We start from the raw sequence: 15,537 nt of genomic DNA on the forward strand, positions 1-15,537 counted from the left end.
AAACGTGCGTTTCTCGGCCGAACCTTCCGGACTCGACCGTCTTGCCGAGGCCGATTGGCGGGGACTATGCCGGCAGCGGCGTGCGACGGCGCAGCCGCATCCAGCCTTCGGCCGAATACACGGCGAGACCCACCCAGATCAGCACATAGCCCGCCACTTTGGGGCCCGCAAACGGCTCGTTGTAGAGCCAAACGCCCAGCAGCAGCTGCAGCGTCGGGCTCACGTATTGCAGCAAACCCAGCAGCGAGAGCGGAATACGCCGGGCGCCGGCGCCAAACAGCAGCAGCGGCAGCGCCGTCAGCGGGCCGGCCAGCGCCAGCAGCAACTGGGTGCCCGGCGACGCGGCCAGGAAGGCATTCTGATGCTGTGAAGCCAGCCAGCCGAGATAGGCCAGCGCCAGCGGAAACAGCAGCAGCGTCTCCAGCGTCAGCCCTTCCAGCGCGCCCAGCGGCGATGTCTTGCGCAGCAAGCCGTAGAACCCAAACGAAAATGCCAGCGCCAGAGCAATCCAAGGCAGCGTGCCGGCCTGCCAGGTCAGCCACGCCACGCCTGCCGCCGCCAGGGCTACCGACACCCACTGTACTGGCCGCAGCCGCTCGCCAAGCACCAGCAGCGCCAGCATTACCACCACCAGCGGGTTGATGAAGTAGCCCAAGCTGGCGTCGATCACGTGGTCGTGGTTGACGGCCCAGATGTAGGTCAGCCAGTTGGCGGCCAACAGGCTCGTGCTGGCCGCGTAGCGCCCCACCACACGCGGCTGCGTGCGCAGCGCCCAAAGCCACACCCAGTGCCGCTTCACGAGCAGAATCACCACCATCACCGCCAACGACCAGATCACCCGGTGCGAGAGAATCTCCGCCGGCGACACCGCCTTGAGCAGCTTGAAGTACAGCGGAAACAGGCCCCACATCGTGTAGGCCAGAAACGCGAAGATCGCGCCGTTGCGATTGGAGCCCGGCATGTTCATCCCCAGAGACGCAGCACGGTAAAGACGCCCATGCCGACGAAGATCATGCCGAGCATGCGCCGCGTCGCTACATAGAACGCGGTGGCGGCAATGCCAGCCATCAGGCGCGGGTTGGTCCAGCTTGCGTCAAAGTGCCCCTGGTTCCAGAGCAGGTCGGGCAAGACGATGGCGACGAGCGCGGCAGCGGGCGCAAAGCGCAGCGCGTGCTGCACGCGGGTGGGCAGAGTCATGCGGTTGCCCACGATCAGGAACAACGAACGCGTGACGATCGTCACCACGGTCATCCCGGCAATCACCAGCCAGATTTCGAGCGCTGTCATGCATCGTCCTCGTCAGCTGCCGCCTGCGCAGCACGGCGGCGCTGCCACTGCAGACGCGCGGCAGCTTCGTCGGCGGCCAGGCCGGCAGCCATCGCGCCAGTGACGGCAATCACGAGGCTCAATCGATACGGCAGCTTGAAGGCAACCAGCGCCAGCACCGCCGCCACAGCCACCGCCATGAGCGTGGCACGGCTACGAATGGTCGACACCATGACAGGAATGAGCGCAAGCGTCCCGGCCAGCGCCAGGCCCCACGCGTCAGGAAACAGGCTCGCCGCGACGATGCCTACGATGGAAGACACCTGCCAGCCCACGAAGCTCAGCAGGACCATGCCCCAGTAATAGCCCTCCTTGCCCGCCTGCGGCGCGGCCGAGGGGTACTGCTGAGTGAACAGCACGAACGGCAGATCGCCGTTGAACACACCCAGGACCACGCGTCGCATGAACGGCAAGTGCCCGAAATGCTGCATCAGCCCGGCGCTGAAGATGATGAAGCGAACGTTGACGATGAACGCCGTCAGCAGCGCCGTCCAGATCGGCAAGCCCGCCGCCAGCAGCGGCAGCACCGCCAACTGCGACGACCCCGCATACACGAAGATCGTCATGCCGATGGCTTGCGGGATGGTCAGCACCGATTTGCTCATCGCCACGCCGGTCACCAGCCCCCAGGCGAGCACCGGCGGCATCGACGGCATATAGGCTCGCACGCCGGCAAAGAAGCCCGCCCGTTCAGCCGGATCGATGGCCTCCCAGCGGCGCTGCAACGCCGCCGCCCAGCGGACTAGCGCCATGGCGCCCCCAAAAGTGGCGAATCAGACTCTTTTTGATGAGCCGGGCAGGGGCAGCCGGCAGCGCGGGCGCGCAGGAACGTCGGGGGCGACATGGGTGGCTCGTAGGAAACACACGATTATACTTTTGATGTTAAGCATCCGCTTAACGGCAAAGCGCGCGCGTCCCACCGATCGAACGATTCATGCCGGGCGCCACGCACTGCAACAATCGGCGTTGGCGCGCCTGCGCCCACCCCTTACAATTTCGCCTTTGTCGGTTCTTGAACCTGCGGCCCATATCACGGCGTGGCTGACCTGCTCAGACCGCGCCGGCATTCCTCACTGACCATGACCACGCAAACCGCACCCACGATCGAAATCGGCGCAGACGACCTGCCGCTGCATTGCCCGACCGCCAAAACGCCGGCCTGGAACTACCACCCGCGCGTGTTCCTCGACATCGCCGACACCGGCGAAGCCAAGTGCCCATACTGCGGCACCGTCTACAAGCTGGCCCCCGGCGTTGAACTGAAGGGCCACCATTGAGCCCGATTCACCTGCAGTACACCGGTCGCCGCGCTCGCCAGGCGATTCGATGATGCGCAAGATTCTCGTCGTCGCCCCCAACTGGATCGGTGATGCGCTGATGGCGCAGCCGCTGTTCGCGCAGCTCAAGGCGCGGCACCCGCGCGCGCAGATCCACGCGATCGCCCCGAAATGGGTGGCGCCCGTGCTTGCGCGCATGCCGGAGATCGCGCGCGTGCTGCCGACCGAACTCGCCCACGGCAAGCTGCAGCTCGGTAGCCGCACGATGTTCGCCCAGCAGCTCAAAGGCGAAACCTTTGACGCAGCGTACGTGCTGCCGAATTCGTTCAAGAGCGCGCTGATCCCGTGGCTGGCCGGCATTCCGCTGCGTATCGGCTACAAGGGCGAGTCGCGCCTGGGCGTGCTGAACGTGCGCTACCCGAATCCGCCCAAGAACGCGCGTCCGCCGATGGTGCAGCACTACGCGGCGCTGGCTTTCAAACCGCACGCCAAGCTGCCCGACACGCTGCCTGATCCGAAGCTGGACGTTGATGTACAGCGCGTGGCCGCCACGTCCGCCAAGTTCGGCATTCCGGGCAACGCGCGGCTGATTGCCTTCTGTCCCGGCGCGGAATACGGCCCGGCAAAGCGCTGGCCCGCCGAGCACTTCGCAGAGCTGGCGCAGATGCTGCGCCGCTCGTTCCCGTATGCGCAGATCGTTGCGCTGGGTTCGGGCAAAGACCGCGACATGGCCAACGCCATCGTCGAGCGTGCGCCGTTCGTGCGCAACCTGTGCGGGGAGACCTCGCTGGACGAGGCCATCGAACTGCTTGCCCGCGCCGAGGCCGCCATCTGCAACGACTCCGGCCTGATGCACGTAACGGCTGCCCTGGGACGCCCGCAGGTGGCCGTATTCGGCTCCAGCGACCCCCGCCACACGCCGCCGCTGTCGCCCGCTGCGAGTATCATGTGGCTCCATCTGGAGTGCAGCCCGTGCTTTGCGCGCGAATGCCCGCTGGGCCACTTGCGCTGCCTGCGCGACATCGGCCCCGAGATGGTGTTTCATGAATTGCGCCGGCTGCTGCAGCCGCAGTAACACGCTCTCCTCAACTTTCATCGCCATGCCACGATTTGCCCGCCTGTTCGAAGCCGCCGAGGACATCCTCGAAGCCTATCGCGATGCGCTCAAGCGCCGCGACGCCGATGGCGCGCTCAAGCTGTGGCTCGATGAGGACTCGGTGAGCTTCATCCTGCCGGACGGTCAGCGCCTGAACGGCCACGAGCAACTGCGTGGCTGCCTTGATGCGCTGGTCGAGAAGAACCCGGTCTGGATCGAATGCCTCTCGCAGCAGGTGCATTCGTCGCTGGGCGTATCGATCTTCGAAGCCACGGAAGCCTTGCGCTTCTCGGCCACCGCCACCGAGGCCGACCTGTACGTGCACACGACCTACGTGCTGATGCAGAACCACGAAGGCTGGCGCATCGCCCACGTGCATTCCAGCCAGGCCGCCGAAGAACGCGTGGCCGCGTCCATCGCCAGCGTCACGCACTCTCTGCACTAAGCTGCCGCGCCGGGCGTGGCCGCCGTCTCTTTCGATGACCCATCCGTCTCGCCACGCCACCTCCCTTGAACTGAGTCTGGGCGCCCTGCTTGCAGGGCCGTTCGAGCCGCATGCGTTCCGCTCGCCGTGGTGGCTGATCGGCGGCAACGCGCAGACGATCGTGCCCGCGCGCCTGTGGCGCTTTCCGCGCATTGCGTATCGGCGCGAACGCTGGGACACGCCCGACCACGACTTCATCGACCTCGACTGGACCACGCATGAAACGGATGAGCACGCGCCGCTCGTCGTCATGTTTCATGGTCTGGAAGGCGATTCGCGCAGCCATTACGCGCGGCTGCTGATGGACGCGCTGCGCGGGCGCCGCTGGCTGGGGGTCATTCCGCACTTTCGCGGTTGCTCGGGCGAGATGAACCTCGCGCCGCGCATGTACCACTGCGGCGACGGCGCCGAGATCGCGTGGATCCTGGAACGCCTTTATCGGACGGTCTGCCAGCCGCAGGGCCGCAAGCTGCTGGTTGTCGGCATCTCGCTGGGCGGCAATGCGCTGCTGCGCTACCTGGGCGAACACGGCACCGATGCGCGCTACGTGAGCGCGGCTGCAACGGTGTCTGCACCGCTGGACATGCGGGCCGGCGGTGCAGCGTTGTCAAAGGGCTTCAACATGGTCTACACGCGCATGTTCCTGCGCACGCTCAAGGACAAGGCCAACGCCAAGCTCGATCAGCACCCAGGTCTGTACGACCGCGCCGCCATGATGGCCACGCGCACGCTGGGCCAGTTCGACAATCTCGTCACCGCGCCGCTACACGGTTTTCGCGACGTGCTCGACTACTGGACACGCGCCTCGTCCAAACCCGTGCTGCGTGACGTGCGTGTGCCGGCGCTGGTGCTGAACGCACGCAACGATCCGTTCCTGCCCGGACAGCACCTGCCCATCGCGGCCGATGTGTCACCCGACATCACGCTGGACCAGCCGCTGCACGGCGGCCATGTCGGCTTCCTGCTGCGCCATGGCAAGACGGGCCGCATCGATTGGATGCCTGCACGCGTCCTGCGCTTTTTCGATGATGTACTGGGCCGCCAAGCCAACACGGAGGATGCGCATGGATGACATCGTCCGCCAGGCCATGGCCAAGTGGCCGAACGTGCCGAATTGCTTTGGCTGGCTGGCGCTGGATCGGCGTGGCCAATGGCGCATGCGCAACGAATATGCGCAGGCCAATAATCTATCCGGTGAGCCGATCCGCCACGCGGCGCTCGTCGACTTCATCGTGCGCAACTACGCGCATGACGATGCGGGGCGCTGGTTCTTCCAGAATGGGCCGCAGCGGGTGTTTGTCGAACTCGATTGCACGCCGTGGGTCGTACAGCTCTCGGCGGACGGCGCGCCGCCAGTCTTCACCACAACCACGGGCGCCGTATTCTCGCCCAGCGGCTGTTTTGTCGATGAACACGGCAGCGTGCTGCTCTCGGGCCGCGTGGGCGGAGGCGAAGCAGAAGAGACCATTGCCCTGCTTCACGATCACGACCTGGAGCCGTTCTCATCCTTGGCCCAATGGCACGGAGACGCATGCGGAGCCGCACTGGGTACGTTAACGCTGGGGGATCGGACGTTCGACATTGAGCCAATTGCGAGCACGGAGGTTGCAAAACGCTATGGCTTCGTGACCCGGCCCGCGGAATAGCGCCCGCTGGCCCACCCGCCCTACTTCGGCAACGCCTTGTCTTCCGCCTTCTCTTCCCGGTATTGCCGTTCCATCTGGTGCAGGCGCGCATCCACTTCGGATAGCGTGTAGAAATCCGCATCCCCCGCATCGCGAGCGAGCTTCAGTTGCTCTACTGCCGATCCCCACGCCCCATCCCGCGCGTATTTCTCCGCCAGCGCGCGATGCTGCTCAACACGCTTGCCCTTGTCGGCATAGGCACGGGCGAGCATCTCCCACCAGATCGGCTGGGTGGTGTCTTCGCGGGTCTTGTCTTTCAGATACGGAATCGCATCGTCGGGCCGGCCGGCCGTCAGCAGTGTTTGCGCATAAGTGATGCCGACCGCGCGTGACAGCGGGTACCCAGTAAGCGCAGCGCGTGCCAATGTCAATGCCTCGGAACCACGGGCACGCGCGCGCGCCAGCTCGATGGCTGTCACGTCCAGCTCGACGCTGCCCGACGTCATGCCGGGAATGTTGCCGTACAGGCGTCGCGCCTCCTGCAGCGCCTGCTCGGCGTCATCCAACCGCCCTGCCATCTGGTTGGCGACGGCCACGCCGTACCAGAGCGCTGCGCGCTTCTCGACCGGCGCATCCGGCGTCGACGACAACTGCGAGCGCATCGCATTGCGCACGTCGATATAGGCACTTGTCGACGTTTCCTGCAGCACGCGCGCACGCGCCTTCGCAAAACCGAATTCTGGCCGGCGCGGCTGGCGTGGATGCGGCAAGCCGCGCGCACGGTCTTCCATGTCGGCGATGCGCTCCCCGGTCAACGGGTGGGTGCGCGCATAGCCGGGAATCACGCCGGTATCGGCAATGTTCGTCACGCGCTGCAGACGACGGAAGAAGTCCGGCATGCCGTCTGGGTTGTAGCCCGCGCCCGTGAGCAGCGTGAAACCGACGCGATCTGCCTCGCGCTCCGCGCCGCGCGAGAAGGCGAGCTGGTTCGACACTGCCGCCGCCTGCCCGCCCATCGCCAGCGCCTGCGCGGCGTCACCGCTCTTGGTAGCCGCCAGACCGGCCAGCAGAATCGACGCCAGTGCAATCCACATCGACTCGCCGGATTTATCGATGCCGCGTGCGATATGCCGCTGCAGCACGTGTCCGATTTCGTGGCCGAGCACCGAGGCCAGCTCAGATTCACTCTCGGTCGCGACCAACGTACCCGTGTTCACGCCGACGTAGCCGCCGGGCAGCGCAAACGCGTTGATGCCGGGATCACGCACCGCGAACAGCTCAAAGCTCGACGCCGACGTGCTGCCCGCCACGTGCTGACGGCGCGCCGCGTCGATCAGCTTGTAGCCGATGGTATTGAGGTAGTCGGTGATCAGCGGATCGGGGACGAAATCCGGATCGCGGCGGATCTGACGCATCACGCGGTCGCCCAGGCGGCGCTCCATCTCGGGCGACAACGAGGCCGTCGACGGATCGCCCATATCGGGCAACTCGTACGTCGGCGCATCAATGACAGTCGGCTCCTTCGGCAAGTACGGCGACTGCCGTCCGATCTGCACGCTGCGATTCAGGTTGCTCTGCACCTGATCGGCCGCCGCGGGGGAACCCAACCCCGGGTTGACCGAGGCCGCCGGCGCGGACGCCACCGCCTGCGCCAGCACGGGCAGCGGCAATGGCGCAAGCCACGTCGATAACAACACAGCGGCCGTCAGCTTGCGGACGCGCGGCCGAAAAAGGGAAAGCGTCATACGAAAAGCACGGTGAGCGGAATCAGCGCGGCCACATCGCCGCAAGCCGGGTGCTTGCTATCATAAAACGCTTCGCACCCTGCCCCGCAAAACGCGCTGTCACTCATGTCGCAACTCACCCACTTCGATTCCGCCGGACAAGCCCATATGGTCGACGTCGGCGACAAGGCTGTCACCCACCGCGTGGCTGTCGCCACCGGTACGATCCGCATGCTGCCCGAGACGTTTGCGCTGGTACGCGATGGCAACGCCAAGAAAGGCGATGTGCTGGGGATTGCGCGCGTAGCGGCGATTCAAGGCTCCAAGCGGACGTCGGATTTAATTCCGTTGTGTCATCCGTTGGCGTTGACGAAGGTGGGGGTGGAGTTCGATCTGGATGAGGCTTCATACACCGTCCGCTGTACGGTTCGTGCTGAGACGCGTGGACAGACCGGCGTCGAAATGGAAGCGCTGACTGCGGTGCAGGTGGGACTGCTTACCATCTATGACATGTGTAAGGCTGTGGATCGAGGGATGGTGATTGGGGATGTGCGGCTACTGGAAAAGCATGGGGGGAAGACGGGGGATTGGGTGGGTGGCTAATGTATTTTCGCTGCAAATAAAAGGAACGCCTCTGGGACGCTCCTTTTATTCACGATTTTGGCTCAGCGGCACTCGGCCGGCGCCCATTTGGCCGGGAGCGTCGCCGTTGTCGCGGTAGCGCCACCCTCCAATGCGGAAGCGTTAGCGGATGCACATTTCCATTGGATCGGCGCGATCGGCACTTGGTCCGGACTCAGGTTCGATGTTGTGACGCCGCTTGCGGTATACGGCGTTAGCGTCAGTTGGTTGGAACCGTCCGGTGCAACCGTCGATGCATAAGTAATGGTAATCGTCCCATTGCCAGTAGCGCCCGATGCAATGGCTAGACTGGTCACGTTTTTGGTGGCCGCGGGAGCATCGAAACCAGCCGCCAGATTGTTCTGGCCGCTCATGGCGTTCTCAGCCACGAGCACTTTGGCTGAAGCCGCCAGCGAAAGGCCTTCGGTTACACGAGAGCGGATCATATAGTCCTGATACGCTGGCACCGCAATCGCCGCCAAGATGCCAACGATGGCAACAACGATCATCAGTTCAATCAAAGTAAAACCGGCTTGGGCTCGCTTCCTCTTTTGGTAATTGCAATGCATTGATACTCCTTTATCTCGTTGAAACATGCGATTGCCGAGTGAATGCGGCAATCGGTTCAAACAAGATTAACGGAGCCTATCGCTTTCAAATTCAACCGCAACAACTTTTGTTGTTTCTAATAAGAGTTCGACCAAGAAGAGGGCGCCCTTTGGCGCCCTCCCCGCTAATCCGATGATGCGGTCGGCTTTGTCTCCCCGCGTGACGGCACCTCTACCAGCAAGCGGTCCGCCTTCAGACGCGTACAAAACGTCTTGAGTGCCTCTTGCTTCTGCGCACAAGCTTGCGTAATAAGCGTGGACTGCTCCGTATAATCTTTGCCGATCCAATAATTATTGGACATACGGCGCAGCTGCTGAACCGCCTCGTCTGTTTTCCCAACATAGGCCAATGCAAGCGCATAGCGCTGAACAGTAGAAGACCCAGGATAGAACTCCACGGCTTGTCGCTCCAGCTTGACCAGGGTCGGAGCCACCTCGGGAATGACATACCAGTGGATTGCCATCGCCAAGTTCTCGTACGGCAGGAGAAGAGTCCATCCATGCGTGCGATATCGAGCCAATTCCTTCTGCAAACCATCTGGGCCATAGTGGAGCCGCTGAACAGCTAGGTAGTCCCCCCACAGATGCGTCATCATTGCGGCTGCGCCTATGGAGACCAGCGCAGTCGATCCCCATACAGCGCTGGCGGAGGGCGCTCGCATCATGCGCTCATCAACATAGCCCAGCGCAAACGCGAACGGCAGCAGAAAGAATAGGTAATGCAACGGATACTCGAGCATGGAATGCACTCCTATCACCCCGATAATGGTGAGCAGGAATGCCAGCCCAGGCGTCATGCGGCGCTTGCGCAAGCTCCAAGCAAAACCCAACAGCGGCAGCGCAATCGCAAGCAAACCGAGTAAGCCAACCTTGGCCAACTGGTCCAACACGATATTGTGAGCATTGAACGACACCTCGACGCGACCCAGCGTGTCAGTTTGCACAAACTGATTCCACGCGTAGTCACCCCAGCCACCGCCCAGCCATGGATGCGCGAGGAACATATGCCAGGCATGCTTCCATAGCAATGGGCGCAGCCCGGCACCTTCCCGCATGCGGTCGCCCATCGACCCCGGCAGGTCCAGATGCCAAACTACATTGGCGTAGGCGGCCAGCCAGTTGAACAGCTGATACACCACGGCCAGCAGTAGGATCGGTACGCAAGCCCACATCCATCGACGGTAGCCGGTTTGGTCGACTGTCCAAGCCAAACCCGCTAGGCCACCCACCACGACAACATGCAGCCACGTAATACGTGAGAACGTCAGGGCCATACCCAGCAGCAACACTAGCGAGATCGCCACCAAAAGGATTCGGGCGCGCCGGCATTTGGATGCGAAAAACGCGCATGCCGCCAGGGAGAACGCAAGATACGAGGCGAGGTGGTTGGGTTGGTTCATGTTCCCCCACATGCGTCGCCCTGTCCCCGTCGGCTGCATTCCAAAGAGCGTGATCGGCAGATTCTGAACACGGAACAGTTGGAGCAATTCGATTGCTACGCTGACTAAGCCACCGAGAATGATGCCGAACGCAAACGCTTCCAAGATTCCAGGAAAATTACGGCAGCGCGCGCCCAACCCGCACGCAATGGTGGCAGCAAGCAGGAACACCGTAGCCGACAGCGTCAAAAACGGATTCAGCGGCGGTGCAAATTGCAGTTGCACAAACAGAACACCAATCAGGAACAGCGGTGCTAGAGCTATGCTCGGCAAACCCGTTTTATCGTTCCAGGTCAAAGCAAGTACCGCCATCGCCAGTACGATCCAGCAAATGCCGGCTGCAAACTCGGAAAAAAAAGTTGGCAGCGGAAAGGTATGCATGGCCACCAAATACGGCAGCGCGCCGCACATGGCTGTGGCCAACCAAAGCGACAAGAGCAGTAGACGAGATCGAAGCATTCGCGGAGTGAGTGAGACGACGGAGAGAGCAGCGACCCGATGCGGGGCGCCGCTGACGAAGCGAGCGAGTTTAGCCGAACGGATGGTTGGCGATTTTGGAATACGTCGCCGCACCTCAAGCTCGTACGAAACAAAAGGGCGCCCGAAGGCGCCCTTGCACTCCCGCCCTTCAACGGTTTAAGTTGCTTACCGTCTGCGGGAATATCGCTGTTGCGATTAGTTCTGGCAGTTTGCCGGCAGGTATGAGTACATCGCCGCCTGAGAAGCAGCTGCAGTCGAATTGTTTGCGGTTGCCGTACCGCACACCCATTTGACGGTGCCGTCCGGCATACCTTGGCCCCAGAGGCCCAGGTACTTACCGTCAATCGCGGCCGCACCCGTGCTGCCCAGCGTCAAGATCACGCTGACGTTCGAGCCATTGCTCTGCTGAGTATATTGTTGTGCGGTCACGTACTTCGCATTCGAACCCAGCGGCGCGATCGGCGAAGCCGTCGGGAACTGACCATTCGTCGCGTAAGCTTCTGCCAGAGCAGCACGTGCCGCATCCAGATCCGTCGTCGCTTCGGTGAGCTTCGACTTGATCATGTAGTTGTTGTAAGCAGGCAGCGCGATGGCAGCCAGGATACCGACGATCGCCACCACGATCATCAGTTCGATCAGCGTGAAACCCTTCTGGACACGCTTGTTCATACGACGCATCGACTTCATGAAATCCCCCGGAATGTTTGGTTAAAGATGATGCGGGGGGAGATAAAGCACAGACTGTGCCAGGGGGAAATTGTTGGTTTACAAGGCGAGGAGAACAGGAAATTGACACTCCATCAGCCGCTCTGTGACAATTTTCGACACTAATTGACACGGCACGTTAGCTTTGTAGCGCATGAATCACAAAATCCGATCGAACTTGCAGCGCTCGGGAAGCTTCCTTTTGCCTCCCTTGGATATCATCTAAGCTCACCATCGGACGTTCCGCCCCCAGGTAGCGCTACGCCGCGCTGGACATCCACCCGTCGACTTTCCCAAATGACAATCGCCGCATCAGGGCCAAATCTTCTTGGCCCTGATGCGGCGATCATGATTGCTGTTTCGTTTCGGTGACGACGGCTACGTACCAGCTCCAAGCGGGTTCCGACTTAGTTCTGGCAGCTAGCAGGCAAATAGGGGTACATCGACGAGACGGAAACACCCGATCCATACGTAGGGGTACTCGGGCTGTTAGCGGTCGCGCAGATCCAACTCACCGTGCCGTCGGCTTGGCCGATACCAAACATGCCGAGATAGGCATTGTCGATCTGACTGACTCCGGTATGACCCAGGGTCAGAATCACCGAAGCGTTGGACCCTGAAACGTTGTAGTGCACTGCAGTGACATAGGCTGCATTGCTCGCCACTGCCTGCACGATGATGGGCGGCGACGATTGCGGCGGAAAGACGCCTCCGTTGGATGTGTAGACCTCAGTGATCGACACCCGCGACACATCCAGCATGGTCGTCGCCTCGGTCAACTTTGACTTGACCATGTAGTTGTTGTACGCCGGCAGTGCAATCGCCGCCAGAATCCCGACAATCGCCACTACGATCATCAGTTCGATCAGCGTAAAGCCGCCCGCCCGACGCCTTGTTCCCTTGCTGTGCTTGAAAACCATGACCTCTCCCCAAAAAGCATTTTGTTGTTGGGAGGCCACCGTGCAGGGACTATGCCAAGGCACACATTGTGTATCTGGGCAAAAACTGGCGCACTTTGGTGGGAATTCAGGCGCAAATCTGACCGTTCTTGACAGAATTTCGGACAGAACCCGTCATCACCTACTTTCGTGGGGAATCGTTCGAACTAGGCTTGGCGCAACGCGCGCCGGCTGAGCCACCAGCCCACACACACCACCAGCAGCGCCCCAACACACCCAACCACCACATCCGCATACGGCACCGCGCGCTCAAACCACGCCGCACCGATCGGATCAGTGACGAGCATGTCGCCGGCAAGGTATCCAAGTAGCGCCGCCCCCAGCGTGATGATCACCGGAAAGCGGGCCATGACCCCCACCAGCAGCGTGCTGCCAAACACGATCAACGGCACTGACAAGCCAAGCCCTAGCACGAGGAGTAGAAACGTCGTGCCTGGCGGCCCTTTTTCCGCCGCGGCGGCCACGGCGACGACGTTATCGAGCGACATTACAAAGTCGGCGATCAGGATGGTCTGGATAGCAGGCCATAGGCCGGCCTGCTGATGGCGATCGGCGGCTTCATCTTCGGCTTCCGTCAGCAGCTTCACGCCGATGTACACCAGCAGCACCGCGCCAATCGTTTTCAGGTACGGCTGCGCAAGCAGCTTGACGGCCAGCACGGTCAACACCACGCGCAGCACGATGGCGCCCGCGCTGCCCCAGAAAATGGCTTGTTTCTGCTGGTGCTTGGGCAGGTTGCGCGCGGCCAGCGCGATGACCACCGCGTTGTCGCCCGACAGCACGATGTTGGTCAGGATGATGGAGCCAAGTGCGAACCAGAATGCGCTTGAGGTGAGCGCCATAGTGTTCTCGAAGATGTCCCTGGGGTTGGCTTGCAGTGAGCCGGTTTGCAGCATCTTGTCTGCTTATACACATGTCGTGCCTGGATCGCATGCTGCAACGCGACCAAACAAAAACGGGAGGCCTGGCCTCCCGTTCTCGCACAACCTCAAACCTTGCCGATTACAGCATCGCCTTCAGCAGACGCGCCATTTCCGACGGGTTCTTGGTGGTCTTGATGCCGCACTCTTCCATGATGTCCAGCTTCGCTTGCGCGGTGTCGGCACCGCCCGAGATCAGCGCGCCGGCGTGGCCCATGCGCTTGCCCGGAGGCGCGGTCACGCCAGCGATGAAGCCAACCACCGGCTTCTTCATGTTGTCCTTGATCCAGTAAGCCGCGTTGGCTTCGTCCGGACCGCCGATCTCACCGATCATGACCACGGCGTCCGTTTCCGGATCGTCGTTGAACATCTTCATCACATCGATGTGCTTCAGACCGTTGATCGGGTCGCCGCCGATACCGACAGCCGAAGATTGGCCCAGGCCCAGCGCAGTCAATTGGCCCACGGCTTCGTACGTCAGCGTGCCCGAGCGCGACACCACGCCGATGCGGCCCTTGCGGTGGATGTGGCCCGGCATGATGCCGATCTTGATCTCGTCCGGCGTGATCAGGCCCGGGCAGTTCGGGCCCAGCAGCAGCGTCTTGCTGCCGGCCTTACGCATCTTGTCCTTGACCATCATCATGTCGCGCACGGGGATGCCTTCGGTGATGCAAACCACCAGGTCCAGCTCGGCTTCGACAGCTTCCCAGATGGCGTCAGCGGCGCCTGCGGGCGGCACGTAGATCACCGACACGGTCGCCCCGGTCTGAGCCTTGGCGTCCTTGACGGTTGCGTAGATGGGAATGCCTTCGAAGTCTTCGCCGGCCTTCTTCGGGTTCACGCCGGCGACGAAGCAGTTCTTGCCGTTGGCGTAGTCGCGGCAGCCGCGGGTATGGAACTGACCGGTCTTACCGGTGATCCCCTGGGTGATGACCTTGGTGTCTTTGTTGATCAGAATCGACATGCTGTAATCCTTTTATGCAGCGAGCCGCGCCGATGTACCGTTTCGTACTTCGGAGCGCCGCCCGCGTTCGCGTATGGTTGGGTCAGCGGGCGGCTTACTTGCCGGCGGCTGCGGCCACGACCTTCTCGGCGGCCTCTGCCATCGTGTCTGCGGCGATGATGGGCAGGCCCGAGTCGGCCAGCATCTTCTTGCCGAGGTCTTCGTTGGTGCCCTTCATGCGCACGACCAGCGGCACCGACAGCGACACAGCCTTCGCCGCCGCGATCACGCCTTCGGCGATCACGTCGCAACGCATGATGCCGCCGAAGATGTTGACCAGGATGGCCTTCACGTCCGGGTTCTTCAGCATCAGCTTGAAGGCTTCGGTCACCTTCTCGGTGGTGGCACCGCCGCCCACGTCGAGGAAGTTGGCCGGCTCGCCGCCGAACAGCTTGATGGTGTCCATCGTGGCCATGGCCAGACCGGCGCCGTTCACCAGGCAGCCGATGTTGCCGTCGAGCGAGATGTAGGCCAGGTCGAACTTCGAGGCTTCGATTTCGGCCGGGTCTTCTTCATCCAGATCGCGGTACGCCACGATTTCCGGGTGACGGAACAGCGCGTTCGAGTCGAAGTTGAACTTGGCGTCCAGCGCGATGACCTTGCCGTCGCCGGTCAGGATCAGCGGGTTGATTTCAGCTTGCGAAGCGTCGGTTTCCCAGAATGCCTTGTACAGGCCCTGCAGGGCTTGGCGGGCTTGCGGCACGCTCGCGTCGGGCACGCCGATCTTGCGGGCGATGTCGTCAGCCTGGGCGTCTTGCAGGCCAGCTTGCGGATCGATCAGCAGCGTGTGGATCTTTTCCGGATGCGATTCAGCGACTTCTTCGATGTCCATGCCGCCTTCGCTCGAGGCCATCAGCGCGACCTGCTGCGAGACACGGTCCACCACCAGCGACACGTACAGTTCCTTCTTGATGTCCGCGCCTTCTTCGATCAGCAGGCGCTTGACCAGCTTGCCTTCCGGACCAGTCTGGTGCGTCACCAGCGTCATGCCCAGGATGCTGCTGGCGTATTCCTTGACCTGCTCCATGCTCTTGGCAACCTTCACGCCGCCGCCCTTGCCACGGCCACCCGCATGAATCTGTGCCTTCACGACCCACACCGGGCCGCCCAGGGTTTCTGCAGCTTTGATAGCCTCGTCGACCGAGAAGGCCGGAATGCCGCGCGGAACCGGCACATTGTATTTGCGCAGGATTTCCTTGCCTTGGTACTCATGGATATTCATGCGTGTTTCCTTTGCTAGGCAGAGTGAGTGTGATGAGTATTGAAAACG

17 protein-coding genes are annotated in these 15,537 nt (G+C 62.2%); 6 read left to right on the plus strand and 11 right to left on the minus strand.

Annotated elements, in window-relative coordinates; translation table 11 throughout:
- Window positions 1-64: 64 nt before the first annotated feature.
- From rarD to BM136_RS16305, 3 genes are read right to left on the minus strand one after another with little or no spacing between them, the layout of a single operon-like run.
- Window positions 65-961: an EamA family transporter RarD gene (rarD, locus tag BM136_RS16295; RefSeq protein ID WP_092973740.1), complete on the minus strand. Its 897-nt coding sequence runs from the start codon at window positions 959-961 to the stop codon at window positions 65-67.
- A 2-nt stretch (window positions 962-963) separates the two neighbouring features.
- Window positions 964-1,287: an AzlD domain-containing protein gene (locus tag BM136_RS16300; protein ID WP_092973119.1), complete on the minus strand. Its 324-nt coding sequence runs from the start codon at window positions 1,285-1,287 to the stop codon at window positions 964-966.
- Window positions 1,284-2,078 carry an AzlC family ABC transporter permease gene (locus BM136_RS16305; protein WP_092973121.1) on the minus strand — a complete coding sequence of 265 codons (795 nt, stop codon included), beginning with the start codon at window positions 2,076-2,078 and terminating at the stop codon, window positions 1,284-1,286. Before BM136_RS16305 ends, BM136_RS16300 begins: the two co-directional genes overlap by 4 nt.
- A 327-nt stretch (window positions 2,079-2,405) precedes the next feature.
- Here BM136_RS16305 and BM136_RS16310 point away from each other — a divergent pair, with 327 nt between their 5' ends.
- The 5 genes from BM136_RS16310 to BM136_RS16330 are packed head-to-tail and all read left to right on the plus strand — an operon-like array spanning window position 2,406 to window position 5,829.
- Entirely contained in the window at window positions 2,406-2,603 is a 198-nt protein-coding gene (locus BM136_RS16310; RefSeq protein WP_004636130.1) for a zinc-finger domain-containing protein, read from the plus strand.
- A gap of 49 nt (window positions 2,604-2,652) precedes the next feature.
- A complete protein-coding gene (gene waaF / locus BM136_RS16315) occupies window positions 2,653-3,678 on the plus strand; it encodes a lipopolysaccharide heptosyltransferase II (RefSeq protein WP_027678124.1) in 1,026 nt (341 codons plus the stop codon).
- Window positions 3,679-3,703: 25 nt separating this feature from the next.
- Entirely contained in the window at window positions 3,704-4,144 is a 441-nt protein-coding gene (locus tag BM136_RS16320) for a YybH family protein (protein ID WP_024976550.1), read from the plus strand.
- Between the two features lie 34 nt (window positions 4,145-4,178).
- The gene (locus tag BM136_RS16325; RefSeq protein ID WP_092973123.1) at window positions 4,179-5,255 is read left to right on the plus strand and encodes a YheT family hydrolase; all 1,077 of its coding nucleotides are present in this window, start codon (window positions 4,179-4,181) and stop codon (window positions 5,253-5,255) included.
- Window positions 5,248-5,829 (plus strand): DUF2946 family protein, encoded by a 582-nt coding sequence (locus BM136_RS16330; RefSeq protein ID WP_092973125.1) that lies wholly within the window; start codon window positions 5,248-5,250, stop codon window positions 5,827-5,829. The genes BM136_RS16325 and BM136_RS16330 overlap by 8 nt, the downstream gene beginning before the upstream one ends.
- 20 nt (window positions 5,830-5,849) lie before the next feature.
- Here the strand turns inward: BM136_RS16330 and BM136_RS16335 are convergent, their stop codons facing one another.
- Complete coding sequence (locus BM136_RS16335) at window positions 5,850-7,553, minus strand: beta-barrel assembly-enhancing protease (RefSeq protein WP_092973128.1); 1,704 nt, start codon at window positions 7,551-7,553, stop codon at window positions 5,850-5,852.
- 105 nt (window positions 7,554-7,658) lie between these two features.
- Between BM136_RS16335 and moaC the strand changes: the two genes are divergently transcribed.
- Window positions 7,659-8,135 carry a cyclic pyranopterin monophosphate synthase MoaC gene (moaC, locus tag BM136_RS16340; protein ID WP_092973130.1) on the plus strand — a complete coding sequence of 159 codons (477 nt, stop codon included), beginning with the start codon at window positions 7,659-7,661 and terminating at the stop codon, window positions 8,133-8,135.
- Between the two features lie 62 nt (window positions 8,136-8,197).
- On the opposite strand, the gene BM136_RS16345 is transcribed toward moaC, so the two are convergent.
- The 7 genes from BM136_RS16345 to sucC all read right to left on the minus strand — a co-directional run bounded on the left by BM136_RS16345 (window position 8,198) and on the right by sucC (window position 15,489).
- Window positions 8,198-8,749 (minus strand): pilin, encoded by a 552-nt coding sequence (locus BM136_RS16345; protein ID WP_302848167.1) that lies wholly within the window; start codon window positions 8,747-8,749, stop codon window positions 8,198-8,200.
- A 137-nt stretch (window positions 8,750-8,886) separates the two neighbouring features.
- The gene (locus BM136_RS16350) at window positions 8,887-10,611 is read right to left on the minus strand and encodes a PglL family O-oligosaccharyltransferase (protein ID WP_254775688.1); all 1,725 of its coding nucleotides are present in this window, start codon (window positions 10,609-10,611) and stop codon (window positions 8,887-8,889) included.
- A 264-nt stretch (window positions 10,612-10,875) separates the two neighbouring features.
- Window positions 10,876-11,367, minus strand: coding sequence for a pilin (locus BM136_RS16355; protein WP_092973136.1), 492 nt, complete (start codon window positions 11,365-11,367; stop codon window positions 10,876-10,878).
- A 425-nt stretch (window positions 11,368-11,792) separates the two neighbouring features.
- On the minus strand, window positions 11,793-12,305 hold the full coding sequence (locus tag BM136_RS16360; RefSeq protein ID WP_092973138.1) for a pilin: 513 nt from the start codon (window positions 12,303-12,305) through the stop codon (window positions 11,793-11,795).
- 185 nt (window positions 12,306-12,490) lie between these two features.
- Entirely contained in the window at window positions 12,491-13,186 is a 696-nt protein-coding gene (locus tag BM136_RS16365; protein WP_092973743.1) for a TerC family protein, read from the minus strand.
- Between the two features lie 160 nt (window positions 13,187-13,346).
- Window positions 13,347-14,228, minus strand: a complete 882-nt coding sequence (sucD, locus tag BM136_RS16370; protein WP_009239052.1) for a succinate--CoA ligase subunit alpha — start codon at window positions 14,226-14,228, stop codon at window positions 13,347-13,349.
- A 94-nt stretch (window positions 14,229-14,322) separates the two neighbouring features.
- The gene (sucC, locus tag BM136_RS16375; RefSeq protein WP_092973140.1) at window positions 14,323-15,489 is read right to left on the minus strand and encodes an ADP-forming succinate--CoA ligase subunit beta; all 1,167 of its coding nucleotides are present in this window, start codon (window positions 15,487-15,489) and stop codon (window positions 14,323-14,325) included.
- Window positions 15,490-15,537: the final 48 nt, after the last annotated feature.

The sequence above is a fragment of the Ralstonia sp. NFACC01 genome (assembly GCF_900115545.1).
Classification (GTDB): Bacteria; Pseudomonadota; Gammaproteobacteria; order Burkholderiales; family Burkholderiaceae; genus Ralstonia; species Ralstonia mojiangensis.

Bases quoted from the DNA above. Each gene is read 5' to 3' on its own strand.
- rarD (WP_092973740.1), bottom strand. From the start codon at position 961: ATGCCGGGCTCCAATCGCAACGGCGCGATCTTCGCGTTTCTGGCCTAC.
- sucD (WP_009239052.1), bottom strand. From the start codon at position 14,228: ATGTCGATTCTGATCAACAAAGACACCAAGGTCATCACCCAGGGGATC.
- waaF (WP_027678124.1), top strand. From the start codon at position 2,653: ATGATGCGCAAGATTCTCGTCGTCGCCCCCAACTGGATCGGTGATGCG.
- BM136_RS16360 (WP_092973138.1), bottom strand. From the start codon at position 12,305: ATGGTTTTCAAGCACAGCAAGGGAACAAGGCGTCGGGCGGGCGGCTTT.
- BM136_RS16310 (WP_004636130.1), top strand. From the start codon at position 2,406: ATGACCACGCAAACCGCACCCACGATCGAAATCGGCGCAGACGACCTG.
- moaC (WP_092973130.1), top strand. From the start codon at position 7,659: ATGTCGCAACTCACCCACTTCGATTCCGCCGGACAAGCCCATATGGTC.
- BM136_RS16305 (WP_092973121.1), bottom strand. From the start codon at position 2,078: ATGGCGCTAGTCCGCTGGGCGGCGGCGTTGCAGCGCCGCTGGGAGGCC.
- BM136_RS16345 (WP_302848167.1), bottom strand. From the start codon at position 8,749: ATGTTTCAACGAGATAAAGGAGTATCAATGCATTGCAATTACCAAAAG.
- BM136_RS16335 (WP_092973128.1), bottom strand. From the start codon at position 7,553: ATGACGCTTTCCCTTTTTCGGCCGCGCGTCCGCAAGCTGACGGCCGCT.
- BM136_RS16350 (WP_254775688.1), bottom strand. From the start codon at position 10,611: ATGTGCGGCGCGCTGCCGTATTTGGTGGCCATGCATACCTTTCCGCTG.
- BM136_RS16355 (WP_092973136.1), bottom strand. From the start codon at position 11,367: ATGAAGTCGATGCGTCGTATGAACAAGCGTGTCCAGAAGGGTTTCACG.
- BM136_RS16300 (WP_092973119.1), bottom strand. From the start codon at position 1,287: ATGACAGCGCTCGAAATCTGGCTGGTGATTGCCGGGATGACCGTGGTG.
- BM136_RS16320 (WP_024976550.1), top strand. From the start codon at position 3,704: ATGCCACGATTTGCCCGCCTGTTCGAAGCCGCCGAGGACATCCTCGAA.
- BM136_RS16325 (WP_092973123.1), top strand. From the start codon at position 4,179: ATGACCCATCCGTCTCGCCACGCCACCTCCCTTGAACTGAGTCTGGGC.
- sucC (WP_092973140.1), bottom strand. From the start codon at position 15,489: ATGAATATCCATGAGTACCAAGGCAAGGAAATCCTGCGCAAATACAAT.
- BM136_RS16330 (WP_092973125.1), top strand. From the start codon at position 5,248: ATGGATGACATCGTCCGCCAGGCCATGGCCAAGTGGCCGAACGTGCCG.
- BM136_RS16365 (WP_092973743.1), bottom strand. From the start codon at position 13,186: ATGGCGCTCACCTCAAGCGCATTCTGGTTCGCACTTGGCTCCATCATC.